Below are 19,081 nucleotides of genomic sequence, written 5' to 3'. Positions count from 1 at the left end.
GACTCCAGAAACCTTTACCGAACTTAATCAAAACACGCAACACCACCTAAAACCGACAGTCAATCTAAAATCTAAAATCTAAAATCTAAAATCGCACGATCGCTCCTAAGATAAAAAAACGGTGGTTAAGAAGGTCTTTAAAACTTATGCGAGTGTTCGTCTTACTCTTCAATGCCCGCACCGAGAATGAGGGAATTCATACCATTCAACTCGGCGATCGCAATAAAGTTCTGATGTTTGAGTCAGAAGACGACGCCACCCGCTTTGGCGTGATGTTGGAAGCTCAGGATTTTCCCGAACCCGCTGTCGAGGCGATCGACGATGAGGAAATTAAGGAGTTCTGCGATAGTGTTGATTATGATTGGGAACTGGTGCCGGCGGGCGCGCTGGCGATCCCGCCAGAAGACAATGTAACACAGACTCAGTGGCAGCCGGAGCAGGAGCCGGAGTCGGAGCCGGATTCTGACGTTTCCCAAAACGAACTGGATTCTATTCGCCGCCGACTCGAAGGACTTTTGTAATAAGAAGGAAGTTCGGCAACGGATTCGCTTTCTTCGGATGTAACGGATGGATGTTGAGGTTCGAGGGAAAAAGGAAGAAAGAAGAGGGAAGAAGGATAAATTTGATATCTTCCAGCGCGATCAATCAAGGGCTCCATTTGTAGATACAGGGTTCCAGGCTGAACCTGTGACTCTGTATGTCTCCGGACTTCGCTTGAATGCCGACAACTGACAATTAACAACTGAGAAAAAATGAAGAATTTGGAAGAACGGGGGCATCTGCTGACGGAACAGGTGAATGCCAACAGCGAGAATTTAGACCAACTCAGTTCGATCGAATTAGTGGACTTGTTCAACCGGGAAGACGCCCAAACCTTAAGCGCGATCGCCCGCGCCCGCGAACAGTTAGCCCATGCGATCGACATTGCAGCCGAGTCTCTACGTCAAGGAGGCCGCCTGTTTTACGTCGGTGCGGGTACTTCCGGGCGTTTGGGGGTGCTGGATGCGGCCGAGTGTCCCCCCACCTTCTGCACGCCGCCAGAACTCGTACAGGGCATAATTGCCGGGGGTGCGGGGGCTTTGGTGCGGAGTTCGGAGGATTTGGAGGATCGGGCTGAGGATGGGGCTGAGGCGATCGCCCACCGTCACATTACCAACTTAGATGTAGTTGTCGGGATTACGGCTGGGGGTACGACGCCGTTTGTCGCGGGCGCTTTGCAGGCGGCACGCCAGCGGGGGGCGAAAACTGTGTTTATGGCCTGCGTACCCGTCGAACAAGTGAATTTTGAGGCTGATGTTGATATTCGGTTGTTGGTTGGCCCGGAGGTAGTGGCGGGATCGACGCGCTTGAAAGCCGGTACAGTCACAAAAATGGCTTTAAATATCATTTCGACTGGGGTAATGGTGAAGCTGGGGAAGGTTTACGGCAATCGGATGGTTGATGTGGCGGTTACTAATAAGAAATTGCGCGATCGGGCTGTGCGGATGTTGCAAGATTTGACTGATTTGAACCGGGATGAGGCGGGTTTTCTGCTCGAAAAAAGTGGCAAGTCTGTAAAATTAGCTTTGATGATGCACTGGACTAATTTGGAGAAGGAAGAGTGCGATCGCATTTTGGGGGAGTTTCAAGGGAATTTGCGATCGGCAGTAGCATCAATTAGTCAGTAGTCAGCAGTCAGCAGTCAACAGTCATTAGTCATTAACAACTGCCAACTGCCAACTGTCAACTTTCAACTGTCATTTGCGATATCGATGCAAAAAATTGTGAAATCTCTTCAGTGGATCTGATGTGATAAACACTTTTGGTATTTTGGGCGCGATCGACATACTCGCGATATCTGGGAGTCAAATACTTGTGACACAACCAAAGAACGCGGTAACTATTAATTGAACTCTTCAAGATCGGACTCTTGTCAGGCCAGCCTTCTGGTAGCCTAAAGCTACCTGTAATCAGCCGTTTAGTCACCCACCAGAAATGCACGTATAGGGGCAGATCGACAAAAACCAGACTATCCGCCTCGTTGAGTCGAAGCCAGACGGTTTCCATACAACCAAAACCGTCTATAATCCATCGGTCAGTAGCCAAAATTTTCTCATGGATACGCTTATATTCTTCGTTTGGAACCTCAGCGCCCCCAGATTTATATTGAATCTTATCCAAGGGGTAAAGTGGCAAACCAGTGATTTCTGATAATCTCTTGCTGAGAGTTGATTTACCGCCTCCAGCGTTGCCAAACACCGCTACTTTTTTCATAGTTATCCCTCTTATGAATGATGCAGTTTGTAGCAATACTTGATATTATTACTATAATAATCAATCTATCAAAATAGCCCCCTTGATTATCCTCTCCAAATTCAACGTAAAGCGCTCTTGTTTTTAGATTCCCGACTTCTTGGAGGAGTCGGGAATCTGGATATGATGTTTTTTAGGCGTTGACAAAAACAGAAGATGTAAGCTGACTTTCACTTACACCCTGCACGATGCCCAGATAACTGGTACCCGACTTAATCGCCGTAGATGCGACGCTTGCACCTCCATCCAACTGCAAACTCACAGCTTCAAAAGTCAAGTTTGCAAATCCGATACCGTCAGTCAAACCAATTTTATCCCCAGCCCCAAAATCGACGATCACATCCGCCCCAATTAAAGTAGCCGAAGCAGACAAACCTCCGGCTAAAATAAACGTATCATTTCCGCCGCCGCCCGTCAGCATATCTTGCCCGCGATCGCCCGCCAACAACTCGTCGCCGTTACCGCCAATCAAGACATCATCTTCTTTTCCGCCACGGATAGTATTGTTACCGTCAGATCCAATTAGTCGATCGTTATCATTGTTGCCGCTGATAAAATCATTGCCAACACCGCCATCAATTAAATCGGATTCTTTGCCGCCGGATAAGCTGTCATTGCCTCCTGCGCCATTAATTGTATCCGCACCTTGCATTCCATTAATGCTATCAACACCTTCTCCCCCGGTGATATTATCTTTGCCGGAAAGGGCAAAAATTGGCAATCCCGCAGCATTTGCTGGTATTTGAGTATCGGCACTATCTGATAGGAAATAATTGCCGCCACTGGCTGTATTTTTGGGTGCTTGTGTCGGGCTGCCGTCCCCTGTAGCATTGGGTATTGGCGAAGTAATAGATATAGTGTTGGGTGTGGGAGTAGGTGTGGGAGTAGGTGTGGGAGTAGGTGCGGGATTGACACTACCGTCAAGAGAAGTCGCAAAAACTTGCGTCCAATAGTGATTCCAATTTTCTGTGCCAGTATCATCGGCTAAGAAATAGTAACCGATGCCAATTTCTTTGAGATTCGGGTTAAGAATGTTAGCCCGGTGGCCGCTGCTGTTCATCCACGATGATACAACTTGTTCGGGTGTAGAAGAACCCGCAGCAATGTTTTCTGCGGCCGCTGAGAATTGATAGCCCGTTGCAGAAATCCGACTTCCTAATGACGAACCATCTTTTCCGGTATGGGAAAAGAAGTCTTGCAGTGCCATGTTTTGGCTGTGATTTCCCGCCGCATTTAGTAACTGAGTATTTAAGGTTAGCGGGGACAAACCTAATTTGCTGCGTTCGATGTTGGTAAGTTCTAAAACTCTGTTAATAAAGTTTTGATTGGTGGTTGAAGTTGGTGCAACTTGAGAGACCGATCGCTCTCCTATTAAAATGTCAGAGGACTGATAACCGGAATTTTGTAGTTGTTCAAGCATGGGGACGTTCAAGAGTTTTAAGAGTTTTTTTTGCTGGTAGATGACTTACCCTCTTAACGATAGTTTCCCCGATCGCTAGCTGGCCCGGCACAATTGAATAATTGTGTTAATCCCTGCCGCTGCTGTATTTATTTTGATTATAGCTGTTCTCAAAGTGGGGATGTCAAGAGGCTGGCTCTGATTGGAAAAGGGAAGAGTACGCTCGATTTGAAGGAGAGTTTCACAAGAATTTGCGATCGCCTGTGGCATCAATACAATTTTAGATTTTAGATTTTAGATTTTAGATTTTTCCTGATTAGTATGGTTTACGCGGCGCACCCAGCCCGCTGGCTGGCTGGCTAGAAACCCGGTTTCTACGATTTTTGCAGAGAGGAACGACAAATATAGGAAGAAACCGGGTTTCTGAATTATGTGTGCGATCGCAAACTAAGTTTTTAGTAGAATCCTCACAAAAAATTCTAAATTAATTCACAATTCACAACCGCGCAGGGTTGTTCCGGATCGCAAAAGCAATCTCAAGATTTCAAACTATTTTCTTGTCCGACTTTAGCCTCCTGAGCAACTTGATCAACCTCATCTTTGGCGAGAATTTCCAAAGCTGTCTGTGCTTCTGCACCGCCCAACCGCCCCAAAGCTTGGGCGACTCTGTAACGGATCTGCCAATCTGCATTGGAAGCGTAGGGAAGCAGCAGCGGCAGCGCCCGTTTATCTCCCAATTCACCTAATGCACTAATGGCAATGGTTTGGATCAATTCGTTTTCAGAAGTCAGGGCATTTTCTAACATCGGAAAGGCTTTGGGATCTCCCATTTCTCCCAAAGCCGCGACGATGCTTAGTTGCACCAGCCATTCAGAGGTACTGCTATAAACTTGCTGCAAATCTTCTAAAGCATCGGTTAATTTCAATGCGCCCAAAGCATCGGCTGCTGCTGCTTGCACGTCGGGTTCGGGGTCGTTGTTCAGGCTGTTTCGCAGTACCTCTAAAGCGTTCGGCAGATTCTGCGTACCGAGGGTTGATAATTGGCTGACTGCTGCGTAGCGAACCCGGACGTTTTTGTCGCCGATCGCAATTTGAATCAGTTTATAGGCGATCGCGGGTTCTAGTTGCCGCAGTTGGTTGACTGCTCGCAGTCTTTCGCCAAAATCCTCGGAATTCAGCAATTGTTCGACAGACTCAGGGGTAATGCTCATCGGATTTTAGATTTTAGATTTTAGATTTTAGATTTGGTAATTGGTAATTGCCAAAAGCAAGCGAGATTTAAGGAGTGATCGACTCATTTTCTGATACACTCCTGGAACTGCAACAGTTAATTTAAGATTCGGCAGCCATCGAGCGAATAATATCTCCCCTAGTGAGGATGCCGATTACTTTGCCAGCCGAATCGACCACCGGCAATCGGTGGATACTGCGATCGTGCATCAGTTTGGCAGCTTCTTGGACAGATTTGTCGGGCCCGATGGTAACTGGCTCTGTACTCATGGCTTCTCCTACTGTTTGTCCTAAAGCCTTGTGGAGTTCTCGCTCGTAACGAGAGGGATTTTCCAAATAAATTACGCTGTCGAGCACCATTATGTAAGCGGGGGGAGTTACGCCGGTTTCCCGCCACATCAAGTCGGTTTCGGAGATGACTCCTACCAACAAGTCATTCTCATCTACGACGGGAAGACCGCTAATGCGTCGTTCGGCTAAAATTTTAATCGCTTCGTTCAAGGGCATTTCGGGTCGCGCCAAAATCGGCTCGCGGCTCATTACATCGGCTACTGTTTTTGGCATGATTAGGGGTTGATTGAGTTGTTGCTCTAAATCGATCATATAGGGAAAGGGCGGCACAGACTGAAGAAAGGCAGCTCTGCTGAAGGGATTCGTTAGAAAGTAGAAGGAAGGAAAAAGCTTGAATGCCAGAATTTTGCTGTTTTTTTCGATCGCACTATAAAATTCTGCCCTTTGCCGGACTCCGGCGAGCGATGGGTCTGACCAAAATTAATGGGATTCAAGCCCCGTCCTTCTAGGACGGCTTTTTCTTGGTTTTCAAATTCCTAATTAACTCTCTAAGAACATCAGACTTAGTTCTGCCAACCGCCACACAATATTTTTCAAGTATCTCTAATTCAAAGTCTTCGAGCCTAAAATCTAATCGTTTTTTCATGAGTTTGTACGGATATATGGTGTACAATACTAGCATGAAATCACGCTACCAGTACCGAATTTATCCATCCGAGCAACAACGCAAAGACCTGGCAAGGCTCTTTGGTTGTGTGAGAGTCGTATGGAACGACGCTCTGGCACTGTGTAAGAAATCGGAGAAACTACCTAGCAATGGAGATTTGCAAAAAATATGCATTACTCAAGCCAAAAAGACCCAAGAGCGTGAGTGGTTGAGCGAGGTTTCTAATATCCCATTACAGCAATCTATTGCTGATTTAGGTGTAGCTTGGAACAACTTTTTCGCATCTATTAAGGGAAAAAGAAAAGGCAAAAAGGTTAATCCCCCTAAATTTAAGCAGCGGACAAACAGACAGTCAGCCCGTTTCCGAAAAGGGGGATTTAGCATCAAAGCTGCCAAGGTTTTCTTAGCCAAAATTGGGTGTATTAAGACTAAATGGTCGCGACCTCTGCCGTCTGAACCAAGTTCAGTCACCGTTATTAAAGACACCGCAGGGCGCTACTTCCTTAGTTTTGTTGTTGAGGTGCAGCCCGAAACCAAGCTAGCTTCTAACCCAGCAGTGGGTATTGATTTGGGCATAAAAATTTTTGCGGCGCTCAGCACGGGAGAGCGAGTGGCAAGCCCCAGCTACTCAAAGTTAGACCGTAAAATTCGACGCTCTCAACGCAAGTTATCACGACGCTCTAAAACATCAAAGCGGCGTGAACGGATGCGATTGAAGGTGGCGAAACTCAAAGCAAAACTGCGAGATATCCGCAAGGACTTTCTGCATAAACTATCGACTAAGGTGATAAACGAGAACCAAGTTATCGCCCTAGAAGATTTAAACGTCTCCGGACTCCTGAAGAACCGCAAATTATCCAGAGCAATCAGCTCCGCTGGATGGCGGGAATTCAGAACAATGTGTGAGTCTAAGTCGGAGAAAGTTGGACGTGAGGCAAGTTGTCATCAGCAGATGGGAACCAACCAGCCAAGTTTGTTCGGATTGTGGTTACCGCTGGGGCAAGTTAGACCTTTCGGTGAGAGAAATTGTCTGTATGAATTGCGGCACTCTTCACGACAGAGACGACAACGCCTCAAAAAATATAGAACAAGTCGGGGTAGGGCATATCCACGACTCAAAATGGGCAGGGAGGGAGTGTAAGACCTCAATTGAGGCAGTTCCCGATGAACTGTCAACCCGTCTAAAGTACGAACAGTTAACTCTGTTCGACTGGTAGGGAATCACCGCGCCTTCAGGCCGGTGAGGATGTCAAAAGATTGTTAAGATATATTAAAGAGCGGATAAATCCTTACCAATGCCAGAATCTCCAGCCACAGAACCAGACTCCCAACCAGAAGCGCGCTGTGTATTGGTTTGCCAGTATCAATCTTGCCTGAAAAATGGTTCAGCAGCAGTGCTAGCTGCTTTTGAAGCTCAACAAGTTGCAGGGGTGAAAGTGGAGGCCTGTAGTTGTCAGGGACAGTGCACCACTGGCCCGACTGTGCGAGTTACCCCAGACGAAATTTGGTATTGTCGAGTTAAACCGAGTGATGTACCGTTGATTGTGGAAGAGCACCTCAAAGGGGGAAAACCTGTAGAGGCGCTGTTCAATCCGAGAATTCATGCGCGTTATTATTATTAATATTGACTTGATTCGGGAGAAATTTTAATACCAAATCCAAATTCTGTACCCCTCCAAATTATTCTGGTAATAAGCTGCTAGGCAGCTAAACCCGACAAAGTGAATCAGAGAAAATTTGGCTCCAGCTAATTAGGTTAGAATGACAGTAACTTCTACAACTTATGCAATTTGTTGCTACACATAGCACGCGATATCTTGAGAGACACGACTTGACATCATTGGTGTCCACTTAAGTCGAAGACTGCCTGGGACTGTTCTATTCTTTCACTTAACGGAGGTGTGAACATACTTTTTGACCGCTACTCTGAGGTAAAAACCCTCTGACTGTCAGGCAGAGAGAGGGTCGCAACTATCTACGCCTTAAAAGAGGTCGTGTTTGCCTTTATTCGCATCTAGCTCAATTCGTGCTGGACAATAGGCTGCTGGAACGTTGCAATAGCGACATTCCCAGTGACTCGGCGCTTGAGGTGGAGGAGTTGATCCACTAATTATGGCAACAGTTTGGAGGAAGAAATCCTTGAATTTAGTGTCAACATCTAATGGAGGAATTTCTACTATTTCATCGGGATACACGAGCCGCCCCGCAGGAGTCTGACCTTGGCAGAGAAGTTTGCCTTTTGGCGAGAGAGGAAACAGCAGCATATAAATCAGCACTTGATACTTGTGTGCAATTTTCTGCTTGCCGGATTTACAATCTTCTATGATGATCTGACCAAAATCATTCACTACAATGTCCGGCTTGCCACCGATGTCGCAAGTCTTGCCGTTAATTGTGAAGGAATTGTCATCCTCAACATAGACAGCAGACCCTTGGGCTTGATGTTGCATTTTCTGTTGGATTACCATCTTGTCATGGGCAGAGGAGTCAAAATCACTGGGTAGTTTGGGGAACTGGTAGTTAGCCAACGACCATGCTGTGAACTGGCACTGCTTTTCTTGAGCCATTAAGCCAGAAAGCCAAGTCACCCAGATATAGGGTTTTGAACGTTTTTTAGCAGCGGGTTGAGTCGTTCTGGTTTCCTTGGGGAGTTTGGTAGATGTTGATTTGCGAGTCGTCTTAGGTTTTTGATTGGAAGAAATTGAGAAAGCTTGTCCTGATTCTTCGGGAAAAAGGGAAAGTTGTATGTTCATATTTTTTTATGTGAAATCTACTTTTTTGGTAGATGATTGACTGCTGAATCTAGATTAATCAAGAAAACCTGTCAATTAAATAAGTTTAAAATAGAGAAGAAATAGAATTTAATAGAGTTTTTGGTCAAAACCGAATTTACGTCGAAATTAGAAGAATGAATTGCTATGCTAAGATGACTGGCAATAACTTAATATAATCTCCCTATTGCGGGTGTGATATGGACTCCCAGGATGACTCACAACAATTAAAGCTTATGTTTCTAGATAAACTGGCTAACCACTACGGTTTTTTTGGGAAGCAGCGAGATGTTTTCTTAAGTCGTTTTGATCAGAACAATGCGAATAAGAAGCGTAAGGCACTTGCAGAATATCTGTGGAAAAACGAGGAGATTGTCAATCAGGAACAGACTTTCCAAGATCACTTGACTGCTGTATGCGATGTGCTGTCTATAAATGGCTGTCCTATTGTAAAACCAACTGGTCGAGGTCAGCCCCGCAAAGGTGAAAGCCCTTGGGAGCAAGCATTCAAGTGGTTGTGGGAAAAACAGTTTCCTGAGTGGCTTCAAAAACAAAGGTCTAATGATTCAAGCGTTGGTACAACCGCTCTTATCGCGGCAGAAATGGACGACTGGCGCAGACAGTTTCGATCACTGATTGACATTAAGACAGAAGGTTTCGTAGGTCGTAAATACGTTTTCGATAAGATTGAGGATTTCCTGAGCAACAAGCCCAACGGTTATTTCACCATCGAAGGCGACCCCGGCTTGGGTAAAAGTACAATACTCGCCGAGTACGTCCGACGACATGAATGCGTAGCCCATTTCAACGATCGCCTGGGAAGAATCAATTGCACTAGCCAATTCCTAGAGAGTGTTTGCACGCAACTGATCGCCAAATACCGCTTGCCCTACTCGGAGTTGCCGCCAGATGCCAATCAAAACAAGGCTTTCTTGGAAAAATTACTGTCTGAAGTCAGCGAACAACTCAAGCCGGGAGAACGACTGGTAATTGTTGTCGATGCGCTGGATGAGGTTGACTTGGAGAGCCAGGACAAAAGTGCCAACATCCTATACCTGCCCCGCTACTTGCCCAAGAATGTTTACTTCGTGATTTCACGGCGGCGGGGGGTCGATATTCTCTTTGTGGTGGATACGCCGAAGTACCTGTTTGACCTGATGGCAAAGGAATACGCTGACCGTAGCTTACAAGATGTCCAGACCTATATTCGGCAGCACGTTAATGAGCATGAGCGACTGCGCCAGTGGATTCAGGCTAACAGCTTGACAGTCGAAGATTTCATTACCCAACTAGCCGACAAGAGCGAAAACAACTTTATGTATCTGCGCTGCGTGCTAGTAGAAATTGAGGATGGGATTTACCAAGATGGAAGCATTGAAAGCTTACCCCAAGGTCTAGAAAATTATTACAAAGATCATTGGCGACTCATGGGCATGACCACCGACCCGCCACCGATCGCCAAGTTCAGAATTGTTTACATCCTATCAGAAACTTCCGAGCTTATCCCAGATAAAGACATTGTTCAAATCATCAAATATACGGGAGAACAAGAGGCCGAATTTAACGTGCAATACGTACTTAAGGGATGGAAACAGTTTTTACACAGCCCAATCATGTACGGACAAACCTTTTACAGGTTTTATCACCATAGTTACCGTCGGTTTATTGAAAACCGCGAGGATGTAAAGGCAGCAGGGATAACAATTGAGAACATAAAAACTCTGATGGCAGATAGTAACTGGCAGGAGTTGTACGGCGATGGGTAAGTTAGCAGAACGCTTAAAGCAACTACCGCAAGGTAGCCGGGTTTATAAATTGAAGGCTCTACCAAAGCTCCTGGCAGACGCTGTACAAGTAGATCGGCTGTACATCCTCCTAACAGATTTTGATTTCATTGAAGCTAAGATTTCTGAATTAGGGCCACAACCACTGATTGAGGATTATGACTTGGCTTTCACTCCCGATATCTTAAATGCTGGAGAGTGGGTTAAGAGTGAGGGTAACAATTTGAGATTGATTCAAGGCGCATTGCGGTTATCCGCGCACGTTTTGGATCAGGATAAAATGCAACTAGCAGGACAATTGTTAGGGCGTTTGATGGCTTTTGAGGAGCCAGAGATTAAGGGACTTCTGGAACAGGCCAAGCAGTGTAAAGCAGCTCCCTGGTTGCATCCACTGACATCTAACTTAACACCACCTAATGGAGCATTACTGCGTACCCTGATTGGGCATACCGGGGATGTAGATGCAATTGCCATTACGCCCAATGGACATCAGGTAGTCTGCGCTTCATCTGATAACACCCTAAAAGTTTGGGATTTGCAAAGTGGGGAAGAACTACGTACTCTCACCGGGCATACCAGCTTAGTACGGTCAGTCGCTATCACTCCCGATGGAAAACAAGCTGTTTCCGCTTCATTTGATAACACCCTAAGAGTTTGGGATTTGCAAAGTGGGGAAGAACTACGTACTCTCACTGGGCATACTAACTTCGTAGAGGCAGTCGCCATCACTGCCAATGGAAAACAAGCTGTTTCTGCTTCAGGGGATTTCACAGTTAAAGTCTGGAATTTGGAGAAGGGAACTGAAGAAAGCACCCTGAATGGGCATACCTTTTTTGTTGAAGCCATAGCTATCACACCGAATGGGCTACAGGCTGTTTCTGCTTCCTGGGATAAAACTCTCAAGGTCTGGGATTTGCACACTGGACGCGAAGTACGTACCTTTAACTGGAATACTAACTCAATAGTGGGAGTTGCTATTACTCCTGATGGGCAACAGATTGTATCCACTTCCTGCGATAGCATCAAAGTTTGGGATGTAGAAAGTGGAACTGAAGTGCTTACTATCAACGAGGATACAGCTTCAATTAATTCGGTTGCTATTACCCCCAATGGAAAACTGGTAGTTGGTGCTTTAAACGATAACACCCTCAAAGTCTGGAATTTACAGACCGGAGAACAACTGCGTACCCTTATAGGTCATACCTACCCGGTACAGGCTGTTGCTATTACCTCAGATGGGCAACAAGTTGTTTCAGTTTCAAACAATAAGACCATCAAAGTTTGGGATTTGCATAGAAGTGTTAGAGAGCGTAATCTCATGGGGCATACCGATTTGGTATGGACGGTCGCTATTACTCCAGATGGGCAACAGGCTGTTTCCGCTTCCTGGGATAAAACCCTTAAGATATGGAACCTGCACAATAGAACTGAAGTGCGTACCTTAACTGAGCATAATGACAAAGTGCAGGCAGTTGCTATTACCCCTGATGGTCAAAAAGCAATTTTAGCTTTGTGGGATAAAAGCCTCCAAATTTGGGATTTAAAAACAGGAACTGAAGTGCTTACCCTCGTCGGGCATACCAGCTATGTAGGATCAGTTGCTATCACTCCCGATGGGCAAAAAGCTGTTTCTGCTTCAGGGGATTTCACTGTCAAACTTTGGGATTTACATAGTGGAGAACAACTGCGTACCCTGATCGGGCATACTTATATGGTAAATGCAGTAGCCATTACTCCTGATGGACAACGAGTAGTTTCAGCTTCATCAGATAACACTCTCAAAATCTGGGACTTACAGACAGGAAAAGAACTACATACTCTTATAGGGCATACCAGCTATGTAGAGGCAGTTGCCATCACCCTAGATGGGCAACAGGCTATTTCAGCTTCAAGGGATAAAACCCTCAAAATGTGGGATTTACAAACAGGAAAAGAACTTCGTACCCTCATCGGGCATACTGACAAGGTATGGGCAGTTGCTATCATACCCAAAGGACAACTAGCAGTTTCAGCTTCAGAGGATCACTCTCTGAGGGTCTGGGATTTGCAGAGTGGCAGAGTGATTGCTAGTTTCAGTAGCGAGGATGAGTTACTTGCCTGTGCGGCTGCATCGGATGGGGTGACGATTGTCGCGGGTGACTCATCAGGCCGAGTGCATTTCCTACGTTTGGAGGGGATGTAATGCAGTCAACCCCGATGCGCTCCTTCTTAGCTGCGTAGCAGCTTAGCTGTGGTTCTTTATCTGGCCAATTAACAATCACACACTACCAATTATCAGATCATAAATAGGTTATTCAACCAGAGTTGGGCATATATGTACGACTTGAAAATCCAAGGAATTGCGGTTAGTTTGTTAGTCCTAATTCTGGGGCGTCCGTCGGCGGTTGCGGCTCAAACGTCGGCGGTTGCTGGGGATATTTGTCTTGGGGAATTGGGAGCGCAAGTAGATGCGATCGCCAACCGTCCCGAATTTAGCCGATCGCGCTGGGGCATTTTGATTCAACCTCTATCTTCTACTACTACTCTTTACAGCCGTGACGCCCAGAAATATTTTATTCCAGCATCAAATGCCAAGCTGCTAACTACAGCCGCTGCTTTGCAGAAACTCGGTGCAGATTTTCGGATTAAGACATCGGTTTACAGCGGCGAAAATGGAAGTTTGTACGTTGCCGGCAGGGGAGATCCGAGCATTGCTGAGGCTCAGTTGAAATCCTTGGCGCAGCAGTTGAAGCAGCGGGGAATCAGTCAAGTTAACCAGTTGATTGGCGATGACAGCTATTTTCAAGGCAGTGCAGTCAATCCGAATTGGGAATGGGAAGACGCGCAAGCTGGCTACGGAGCGCCGATTAACAGTTTAATTTTCAATCAAAACGCGATCGACCTTCTCTTGTCCCCCCAGGCGATCGGGCAACCTCTGAAAGTTACTTTTGCCGAAGCAAAGCTGGCAAATCAGTGGCAACTTCAGAACAATTCAGTAACAGTCGCCCAAAACGAATCCGAATTTATTGAAGTTGGTCGGGAGTTCGATCGACCTATAATTCGAGTGGGCGGACAGTTGAAAGTTGGTGCAGAACCTGAATCAGCTTATGTCGCAGTTGTCAACCCCGCTAATAATTTTTTGCAGTATTTTCAACAAGTTCTGGCGGCTGAGGGAATTCCTGTTAAACAGGCTTTAGTTGCATCGGCTTCTCGCAATTTAAATCAAGAATTAGCGACTGTTGAATCGCCGCCGCTGGCGGAATTGGTGAGAGAAACTAATCGCGAAAGCAACAATCTTTATGCAGAAGTTTTATTGAGATTGCTGGGAAAAGTGACAGACAAGATGCCTGTGCCACAAACACTCACAGGCAAGATGCCTGTGCCACAAGAGGATACAGGTGAAATGGGTTTGAAAGAGTTAAAAACAGTTTTAACTCAATTAGGAGTAAATCCAAACAGCTACAGATTAGCCGACGGTTCCGGCTTGTCTCGCCACAATTTAATTACTCCAGAAGCCTTAGTGGAAACTTTGAGATTTATGGCCAATTCACCTGCTGCATCTATTTACCGCCAGTCACTGCCGATCGCTGGCGAGAGCGGCACTTTGAAAAATCGCTTTAATGTTACACCAAATCGCGTAATTATGCAAGCAAAAACAGGAACAATGAGCGGAGTTTCGGCGCTGTCGGGATATATCGAAGTTCCGAATTACGAGCCGCTGGTGTTTAGCATTATCGTCAATCACTCTGACCTATCGACGGCAAAAATGCGATCGGCAACGGACGAAATTGTGCTATTATTGAATCGCCTGCGCCGCTGCTAAAACAATACATTTAAGGTGAGCAACTTGAGTTCAGTAGTTACACCTAAAAAACAGGACGCCCCAAAACCCTACAAGTTTTAAGTTTAATTAGATTGCAGCGGCGGGGCTCGAAAAGCAGCTACAATAAAAGTAGAAAAATTAACACCATTGGGACGTTTTAGCCTGCTACCAGTCGGCGGGTTCTGTACTTCCAGAAAATAAGTCTAACTTTCCCACTATGAATTCTTTAGATTCCGAACAGCAACACATCTTTGTCGAAACCAACAACATCCGCCTGCACTGCGTTTCTCAAGGAGAAGGCGAGCTCGTTCTCCTCCTGCATGGGTTTCCAGAGTTTTGGTACTCTTGGCGTCATCAAATCCCTGCTTTAGCGCGTCATTTCAAGGTGGTAGTGCCGGATTTGCGGGGCTACAACGATTCCGACAAGCCGGAAAGCGGCTATGATTTGGATACGCTAAGCGCCGATATTCGCGGTTTGATTGCGAGCCTCGGTTATACAAAAGCTCACGTTGTAGGTCATGATTGGGGAGGGGCGATCGCGTGGCACTTAGCTCAAAAATTCCCCGAACAACTCAACCGCTTGGCAATTTTAAACGCTCCGCACCCGCAGCGATTCGTGCAGGAAATGGCGAGCAATCTAGATCAAATCCGCCGCAGTTGGTACGTTTTGGCGTTTCAGGTTCCCGGCATTCCGGAATGGTTGATCCGGCAAAACTTGAAAGATTTTGTTCACAATGTGTTCCAAGGACAAGCTGTTCGCAAAGGATCTTTTAGCGCTGAGGAAACTAAGATTTATCAGACTGCTTTAGAAAAGCCGGGAGTATTAGCCGCCGCTATCAATTATTACCGGCAGATGTTTCATCCGCAGAGGCTTTGGAATTTGGGGCAGAAATTAGAACCTGTGACAGTGCCTACTTTGGTGCTTTGGGGAGAAGAAGATGCGTTTTTGAGCCACAAACTTGTAGAAGGTTTAGACAGATTAATTACGGCTCCGTTTAAGTTGAAATTAGTTCCTCACTGTGGTCACTGGATTCAGCAGGAAGCGCCGCAAACGGTGAATCGAGAATTGCTGAGTTTTCTGAGAAATTCTTCTCGTTCTGTGGCTTTGGCATAGAAAAAAATTAACGCTTGCACATAAGAACGGGCAAGATGCCCGTTCCACAAAAATTCAATGTTCTTGTGGAACGGGCATCTTGCCCGTTCTTAATATCTGACGCACCCTACTTATTTATTAGTCCCAGAGCAAATTTTCTTGGAGCAGCAGTGCAATCATCGCAGTTCTGGAACAAACACCGAGTTTGATAAAAATCCGCCTCACGTAAGTAGCAACCGTCCAGTGACTGATATTTAAATTTTTGGCAATACATTTGTTTGGCAGGCCTTGGGCTATTAATTGCGCGATCGCTCTTTCCCGTGGGCTCAGGCTAATTTCCGGTTTGTAACTTGTGCTTTGCATACTTTTGCAATGAGGTAACGAGTTAAAATCTAATCAATTAAGGGTAGAATTCCGAGTTTCTCTCGAACTTCAGATAAAGGAGTTTCCCAATCAGATGCAACGTCCCAATTAATTAACCGAGTGGCTAATTTTCCGTGTTTTAAGCCTTTGATAATTTGTCCGATCTCGCATTTGCCGCTGAGCAGTCCAACTAACACTAAAATCGCACAAGAAGGACGAAATACTTGAGCGCGAGTAAACGCTTGAAGTATAAATTCATCTTCTGTTGAAGCCGAAAGACCAGTCAGAACGTGCCAAACGTCGTGGTTTCGCTGAATCCAGTCTCCCGATGCGATCGGCTCAAAGCCTTGTTCGTCTAGAAATCGCGCCACTTCACACCCTAATGTTCCTGCTGGCAGTTGGCGCAATTTCTCCAAGTCTATATCAAAATGTCGATCGCTCTCAATTTGAGGATTAATTGTTTGAGCCATTTTTAATATAACTCCTAATTGACCGTCAGCCATAATTTATTCTCCCTTCAACAATGATTTAAGTTTCGAGCAAATTAATTTGTGTTTGTCAAGTTCATTTTTGCGCTGAATCAAGACGACTTTTTTTACCGACTCAGCTTAAAAATCGTACTTTCTGTCACAGCAATGGGGTTTCAGGAGCTTTTACATTTCTTTACAAGCATTCTTAGATTTGAAATCAGCTACCTGTAAAAATCGCCCTAGTGTTTGTAATCGCAACTTGACCCACCGGGAAGTACCCGTAAAATCCACAGTATTTAGCGGTGACTGGAACTCCCTTACTTACGTATATAAATTTATTCTGCTGCTAATTATTGGAACCTGCAATGAGTCAGAAGTTGAAGCTTGCAGGCCTCGTGATGCAGGTGCATACAAGTGAAGAGAGTTGAAGGGAGCTGAAGTAAGGTGAAGTTATGCAGAGTTGATTTTTCGGAATTACGCAGTAGTGCCAATCCCCCGTGGTTGCCGAATTTGTCGTGGCAATCATGGGGGGTTGCCCGTATGTCGTTAGAATGTCGCTCAAATGAGTGTCACTCATTTGAGCGACTGGTCAAGTATTTCCACCAACAGCTACAAATAAAGTAGAGATTCATACAAGGTGTTGCTGTGAAAAAACTTTCCCTTTTGTTATCCACAGGAGTTGTGTCATTGATTTGGTGCGCTGCTGCTAGCGCTACCACTTATGTTAATCCTAACGGTAAAACTACTTTAAACTTGTCAGAAAAAGGAAACAATCGCAGCGGTTTTTACTTAACCAAAGTAGGCAATCGGGAATTTTTTGGCAATATTCAAATTACCCGTTCCGAAGGAGCAGCAGGCTCTTACTATTACAATGGGACTTTCAAAGACAGTGCGACAGGCCCTGGCAGAAAAATTGTTTGTTCTGGAGATATTGCCATTGTCAGGCGTCAAGTGGGAAGAAGCAGCCAATTGGGAGCCGAAGTTACTTGGAAGGTGAAAGCAGGAGAAAATTGTCCTTCTATTGGCCAGACATTCAAAGTAAATTTAGTCGAAGCTTTACCGCGTCCTAATGCAAGTGGCGACTATACTTCTAGCAATGCTAATACTTGGTCGAGTCCAACAAATGGTTTTGTAACTTGGCCTGCTTGGCGAGTCACCTCGCGAGATGGACAACTCAACTGCCGCAAGACCGCAAACGGAGCAATTCAACAAGTTTACCGCGCGGATAAAGATACAGTTGCTGCTGAACTCAGGGGAGCCAATGCGATTACGATGGCGAACGGTCAACCCTGGTTGCTGACAAGACAAGGCTGTTATGTGCGCGCTAATTCTCAATACGTTCAGCCAGTTTCTATGCCTGAATAAGTGTTAGTAAATAGGGAGCATCTCAATGAAAGCAGCCCTCCGCTAGAAATTGGAGTTTTGAGGCAATAGGCAGAAGGAAGGAGCCAGAAGAAGTATTTTTACAAATATGAGATGCTCCCTGTTCCGCTGTCAGAGCCACGCGGCTTACCAAAAGACATGAATCCAGTTTACAAGGAGTATTTTGAAAACAATTCTGTTGGGATAGAGCATCACTTTACTTGGTTTATACCAATTTTTTATGAGGTTGCATAGAATCCGATCCCCCCTAGCCAAGAGGGCGGGCACGGGGAGTAGGGGTCGCACCGCCCCTACTAAGGGGGGGACAAGATTCTTCTCAAAGTCAACCCCTACTCCCCAACAACCAGGGGGATTTAGGGGGATCGAGATATGTGCAAGTTCACATTAAATTGGTATTATGGTTCGGGAAGTTATTGAATATGATGGGGAGGGAATGTTTTTACCATGCACGGGTTATGTAGACCGTCGATATGCTTATCCGTTTCATAATTCAGGTTTTTTTTCACAGGATTTGCTAAACAATGAACCTGTTTATAAGTATAAAAAAGACAATACAACTGAGGTTTCACGGGTGGACACTTATCGAGATTATGTGGGTTGCGTAGAGTGGTAGATTGAAGAGTTATTGAAGCTAGGAAATCCAAAAGAAGTCCGCGTTATTTTGGGGCTTCACTACTAAACAATCCATCGCTGCATAACAATTGCCATGCAAAGGAGTACCATCTCATCCCTGTTTATCCTGCAAAACTTACATAGGGTGACAAAAGTTACGCTCGCCCGTTAAATAGAAACTCGCTCTCGTCATTAAATTAAAATTAAAGTGCTCAAAGAATCGCCGACTTTCCTGTTAAACAAAAACGTCGCACCATAGCTACAGCCTGCCAAGGAGGATGTCAATCAGAATAGTGGTATCGACAAGAGATAATCGTTAGATACTCGTCATCCACAGCATAAACTAATCGATTCGTATCATCAATTCGCCTCGACCAAAAACCAGCCAGATTCTCCCTCAGTGGTTCTGGCTTTCCCATCCCCTCAAACGGCAATCGGATTGTTGCCTCAATTAGCTTGTTAATTCGTTTTAACGTTTTCTTGTCTTGCCCTTGCCAATATAAATAATCGCCCCAAGCCTCATCCGTCCATGCTACCTTTCTAGTCATCCAACAAATGTCGCTCCACCACTTTCCCCTGCTTAAACTGAGCGATAGAACGCTCCAAATGGGCAGCATTGGCGGGAGATTTGAGTAAATGAACTGTTTCCAGCAAACTATTAAAGAACTCTAGCGACATCACCACGGCATCCTCCGCATCCCGTCTCGTGATGATGGTATAGTCCGTATCTTCCACTACTCTGTCTAAAACAGCCTTGAGGTTATTTCTCGCTTCGCTAAAAGAAACAATATTCATCAGAAAGAGGGGTTTGAAACCCCGTCCTTTTAGGACGGCTTTACATTGAGTTAAAAGATGCAGCGGGGTGGAGGGGTATGGTTGCCCCAAGGCGTGAGGTATGGTTGCCTCAATCTCCTTTCGGAGTAA

General features: G+C 45.5%; 20 protein-coding genes and 1 pseudogene. 12 read left to right on the top strand and 9 right to left on the bottom strand.

What is annotated here, in order from left to right:
• Positions 1 to 146 precede the first annotated feature (146 nt).
• Genes QUB35_RS20495 through murQ form a run of 3 tightly spaced genes read left to right on the top strand, consistent with a single transcriptional unit; the run spans position 147 to position 1,667 of the window.
• The gene (locus QUB35_RS20495) at positions 147 to 521 is read left to right on the top strand and encodes a DUF3110 domain-containing protein (protein ID WP_333143602.1); all 375 of its coding nucleotides are present in this window, start codon (positions 147 to 149) and stop codon (positions 519 to 521) included.
• A 46-nt stretch (positions 522 to 567) separates the two neighbouring features.
• Positions 568 to 732, top strand: coding sequence for a hypothetical protein (locus QUB35_RS20490; RefSeq protein WP_333143601.1), 165 nt, complete (start codon positions 568 to 570; stop codon positions 730 to 732).
• Positions 733 to 752: 20 nt separating this feature from the next.
• On the top strand, positions 753 to 1,667 hold the full coding sequence (gene murQ, locus QUB35_RS20485; RefSeq protein ID WP_333143600.1) for an N-acetylmuramic acid 6-phosphate etherase: 915 nt from the start codon (positions 753 to 755) through the stop codon (positions 1,665 to 1,667).
• A gap of 55 nt (positions 1,668 to 1,722) precedes the next feature.
• Here the strand turns inward: murQ and QUB35_RS20480 are convergent, their stop codons facing one another.
• The 4 genes from QUB35_RS20480 to QUB35_RS20465 form a co-directional block, all read right to left on the bottom strand.
• Positions 1,723 to 2,253: an adenylate kinase gene (locus QUB35_RS20480; RefSeq protein ID WP_333143599.1), complete on the bottom strand. Its 531-nt coding sequence runs from the start codon at positions 2,251 to 2,253 to the stop codon at positions 1,723 to 1,725.
• A gap of 172 nt (positions 2,254 to 2,425) precedes the next feature.
• On the bottom strand, positions 2,426 to 3,712 hold the full coding sequence (locus QUB35_RS20475; protein WP_333143598.1) for a CAP domain-containing protein: 1,287 nt from the start codon (positions 3,710 to 3,712) through the stop codon (positions 2,426 to 2,428).
• Between the two features lie 515 nt (positions 3,713 to 4,227).
• Positions 4,228 to 4,902: a phycobilisome degradation protein NblB gene (nblB, locus tag QUB35_RS20470; protein ID WP_333143597.1), complete on the bottom strand. Its 675-nt coding sequence runs from the start codon at positions 4,900 to 4,902 to the stop codon at positions 4,228 to 4,230.
• 121 nt (positions 4,903 to 5,023) lie between these two features.
• Positions 5,024 to 5,485, bottom strand: a complete 462-nt coding sequence (locus tag QUB35_RS20465; RefSeq protein ID WP_333143596.1) for a CBS domain-containing protein — start codon at positions 5,483 to 5,485, stop codon at positions 5,024 to 5,026.
• Positions 5,486 to 5,856: 371 nt separating this feature from the next.
• Between QUB35_RS20465 and QUB35_RS20460 the strand changes: the two are divergent.
• From QUB35_RS20460 to QUB35_RS20450, 3 genes and pseudogenes are all read left to right on the top strand, one after another.
• Positions 5,857 to 6,753, top strand: a pseudogene (locus tag QUB35_RS20460) (RNA-guided endonuclease InsQ/TnpB family protein); the annotation flags it as partial.
• A gap of 28 nt (positions 6,754 to 6,781) precedes the next feature.
• Positions 6,782 to 7,096 carry a zinc ribbon domain-containing protein gene (locus QUB35_RS20455; protein ID WP_333143595.1) on the top strand — a complete coding sequence of 105 codons (315 nt, stop codon included), beginning with the start codon at positions 6,782 to 6,784 and terminating at the stop codon, positions 7,094 to 7,096.
• A 78-nt stretch (positions 7,097 to 7,174) separates the two neighbouring features.
• On the top strand, positions 7,175 to 7,501 hold the full coding sequence (locus QUB35_RS20450; RefSeq protein ID WP_333143594.1) for a (2Fe-2S) ferredoxin domain-containing protein: 327 nt from the start codon (positions 7,175 to 7,177) through the stop codon (positions 7,499 to 7,501).
• Between the two features lie 360 nt (positions 7,502 to 7,861).
• Here QUB35_RS20450 and QUB35_RS20445 read toward each other — a convergent pair whose 3' ends face one another.
• Positions 7,862 to 8,632: a PD-(D/E)XK nuclease family protein gene (locus tag QUB35_RS20445; RefSeq protein WP_333143593.1), complete on the bottom strand. Its 771-nt coding sequence runs from the start codon at positions 8,630 to 8,632 to the stop codon at positions 7,862 to 7,864.
• A 254-nt stretch (positions 8,633 to 8,886) separates the two neighbouring features.
• Here QUB35_RS20445 and QUB35_RS20440 point away from each other — a divergent pair, with 254 nt between their 5' ends.
• The 4 genes from QUB35_RS20440 (at position 8,887) to QUB35_RS20425 (ending at position 15,350) form a co-directional block, all read left to right on the top strand.
• The gene (locus tag QUB35_RS20440; RefSeq protein ID WP_333143592.1) at positions 8,887 to 10,416 is read left to right on the top strand and encodes an ATP-binding protein; all 1,530 of its coding nucleotides are present in this window, start codon (positions 8,887 to 8,889) and stop codon (positions 10,414 to 10,416) included.
• Positions 10,409 to 12,616, top strand: coding sequence for a beta-propeller domain-containing protein (locus tag QUB35_RS20435; protein WP_333143591.1), 2,208 nt, complete (start codon positions 10,409 to 10,411; stop codon positions 12,614 to 12,616). The genes QUB35_RS20440 and QUB35_RS20435 overlap by 8 nt, the downstream gene beginning before the upstream one ends.
• Positions 12,617 to 12,748: 132 nt before the next feature.
• Positions 12,749 to 14,236 carry a D-alanyl-D-alanine carboxypeptidase/D-alanyl-D-alanine endopeptidase gene (gene dacB / locus QUB35_RS20430; protein ID WP_333143590.1) on the top strand — a complete coding sequence of 496 codons (1,488 nt, stop codon included), beginning with the start codon at positions 12,749 to 12,751 and terminating at the stop codon, positions 14,234 to 14,236.
• A gap of 217 nt (positions 14,237 to 14,453) precedes the next feature.
• Positions 14,454 to 15,350, top strand: coding sequence for an alpha/beta hydrolase (locus QUB35_RS20425; protein ID WP_333143589.1), 897 nt, complete (start codon positions 14,454 to 14,456; stop codon positions 15,348 to 15,350).
• Between the two features lie 117 nt (positions 15,351 to 15,467).
• On the opposite strand, the gene QUB35_RS20420 is transcribed toward QUB35_RS20425, so the two are convergent.
• Both QUB35_RS20420 and QUB35_RS20415 read right to left on the bottom strand, forming a co-directional pair.
• Positions 15,468 to 15,692 carry a helix-turn-helix transcriptional regulator gene (locus tag QUB35_RS20420; protein ID WP_333143588.1) on the bottom strand — a complete coding sequence of 75 codons (225 nt, stop codon included), beginning with the start codon at positions 15,690 to 15,692 and terminating at the stop codon, positions 15,468 to 15,470.
• Positions 15,693 to 15,721: 29 nt separating this feature from the next.
• Positions 15,722 to 16,195: a Coq4 family protein gene (locus QUB35_RS20415; RefSeq protein WP_333143587.1), complete on the bottom strand. Its 474-nt coding sequence runs from the start codon at positions 16,193 to 16,195 to the stop codon at positions 15,722 to 15,724.
• Positions 16,196 to 16,843: 648 nt separating this feature from the next.
• Here QUB35_RS20415 and QUB35_RS20410 point away from each other — a divergent pair.
• The gene (locus tag QUB35_RS20410) at positions 16,844 to 17,527 is read left to right on the top strand and encodes a hypothetical protein (protein ID WP_333143586.1); all 684 of its coding nucleotides are present in this window, start codon (positions 16,844 to 16,846) and stop codon (positions 17,525 to 17,527) included.
• A 415-nt stretch (positions 17,528 to 17,942) separates the two neighbouring features.
• Complete coding sequence (locus QUB35_RS20405) at positions 17,943 to 18,158, top strand: hypothetical protein (RefSeq protein ID WP_333143585.1); 216 nt, start codon at positions 17,943 to 17,945, stop codon at positions 18,156 to 18,158.
• Between the two features lie 280 nt (positions 18,159 to 18,438).
• Here the strand turns inward: QUB35_RS20405 and QUB35_RS20400 are convergent, their stop codons facing one another.
• Both QUB35_RS20400 and QUB35_RS20395 read right to left on the bottom strand, forming a co-directional pair.
• Positions 18,439 to 18,705, bottom strand: a complete 267-nt coding sequence (locus tag QUB35_RS20400; protein WP_333143584.1) for a Txe/YoeB family addiction module toxin — start codon at positions 18,703 to 18,705, stop codon at positions 18,439 to 18,441.
• Positions 18,698 to 18,952: a type II toxin-antitoxin system prevent-host-death family antitoxin gene (locus QUB35_RS20395; protein ID WP_333143583.1), complete on the bottom strand. Its 255-nt coding sequence runs from the start codon at positions 18,950 to 18,952 to the stop codon at positions 18,698 to 18,700. The genes QUB35_RS20400 and QUB35_RS20395 overlap by 8 nt, the downstream gene beginning before the upstream one ends.
• Between the last annotated feature and the right edge of the window lie 129 nt (positions 18,953 to 19,081).

The sequence above is a fragment of the Microcoleus sp. B13-B6 genome (assembly GCF_036705405.1).
Lineage (GTDB): Bacteria > Cyanobacteriota > Cyanobacteriia > Cyanobacteriales > Microcoleaceae > Microcoleus.
Note: the sequence above shows the minus strand (reverse complement) of the source record. Positions and strands in the feature narration are given on the sequence as shown.

Excerpts from the sequence above, each read along its gene's own strand:
- QUB35_RS20405 (WP_333143585.1), top strand. The coding sequence starts at position 17,943 with ATGGTTCGGGAAGTTATTGAATATGATGGGGAGGGAATGTTTTTACCA.
- QUB35_RS20420 (WP_333143588.1), bottom strand. The coding sequence starts at position 15,692 with ATGCAAAGCACAAGTTACAAACCGGAAATTAGCCTGAGCCCACGGGAA.
- QUB35_RS20480 (WP_333143599.1), bottom strand. The coding sequence starts at position 2,253 with ATGAAAAAAGTAGCGGTGTTTGGCAACGCTGGAGGCGGTAAATCAACT.
- QUB35_RS20435 (WP_333143591.1), top strand. The coding sequence starts at position 10,409 with ATGGGTAAGTTAGCAGAACGCTTAAAGCAACTACCGCAAGGTAGCCGG.
- QUB35_RS20495 (WP_333143602.1), top strand. The coding sequence starts at position 147 with ATGCGAGTGTTCGTCTTACTCTTCAATGCCCGCACCGAGAATGAGGGA.
- QUB35_RS20465 (WP_333143596.1), bottom strand. The coding sequence starts at position 5,485 with ATGCCAAAAACAGTAGCCGATGTAATGAGCCGCGAGCCGATTTTGGCG.
- nblB (WP_333143597.1), bottom strand. The coding sequence starts at position 4,902 with ATGAGCATTACCCCTGAGTCTGTCGAACAATTGCTGAATTCCGAGGAT.
- QUB35_RS20450 (WP_333143594.1), top strand. The coding sequence starts at position 7,175 with ATGCCAGAATCTCCAGCCACAGAACCAGACTCCCAACCAGAAGCGCGC.
- QUB35_RS20475 (WP_333143598.1), bottom strand. The coding sequence starts at position 3,712 with ATGCTTGAACAACTACAAAATTCCGGTTATCAGTCCTCTGACATTTTA.
- dacB (WP_333143590.1), top strand. The coding sequence starts at position 12,749 with ATGTACGACTTGAAAATCCAAGGAATTGCGGTTAGTTTGTTAGTCCTA.
- QUB35_RS20440 (WP_333143592.1), top strand. The coding sequence starts at position 8,887 with ATGTTTCTAGATAAACTGGCTAACCACTACGGTTTTTTTGGGAAGCAG.
- QUB35_RS20395 (WP_333143583.1), bottom strand. The coding sequence starts at position 18,952 with ATGAATATTGTTTCTTTTAGCGAAGCGAGAAATAACCTCAAGGCTGTT.
- QUB35_RS20425 (WP_333143589.1), top strand. The coding sequence starts at position 14,454 with ATGAATTCTTTAGATTCCGAACAGCAACACATCTTTGTCGAAACCAAC.
- QUB35_RS20415 (WP_333143587.1), bottom strand. The coding sequence starts at position 16,195 with ATGGCTGACGGTCAATTAGGAGTTATATTAAAAATGGCTCAAACAATT.
- QUB35_RS20490 (WP_333143601.1), top strand. The coding sequence starts at position 568 with ATGGATGTTGAGGTTCGAGGGAAAAAGGAAGAAAGAAGAGGGAAGAAG.
- murQ (WP_333143600.1), top strand. The coding sequence starts at position 753 with ATGAAGAATTTGGAAGAACGGGGGCATCTGCTGACGGAACAGGTGAAT.
- QUB35_RS20445 (WP_333143593.1), bottom strand. The coding sequence starts at position 8,632 with ATGAACATACAACTTTCCCTTTTTCCCGAAGAATCAGGACAAGCTTTC.
- QUB35_RS20400 (WP_333143584.1), bottom strand. The coding sequence starts at position 18,705 with ATGACTAGAAAGGTAGCATGGACGGATGAGGCTTGGGGCGATTATTTA.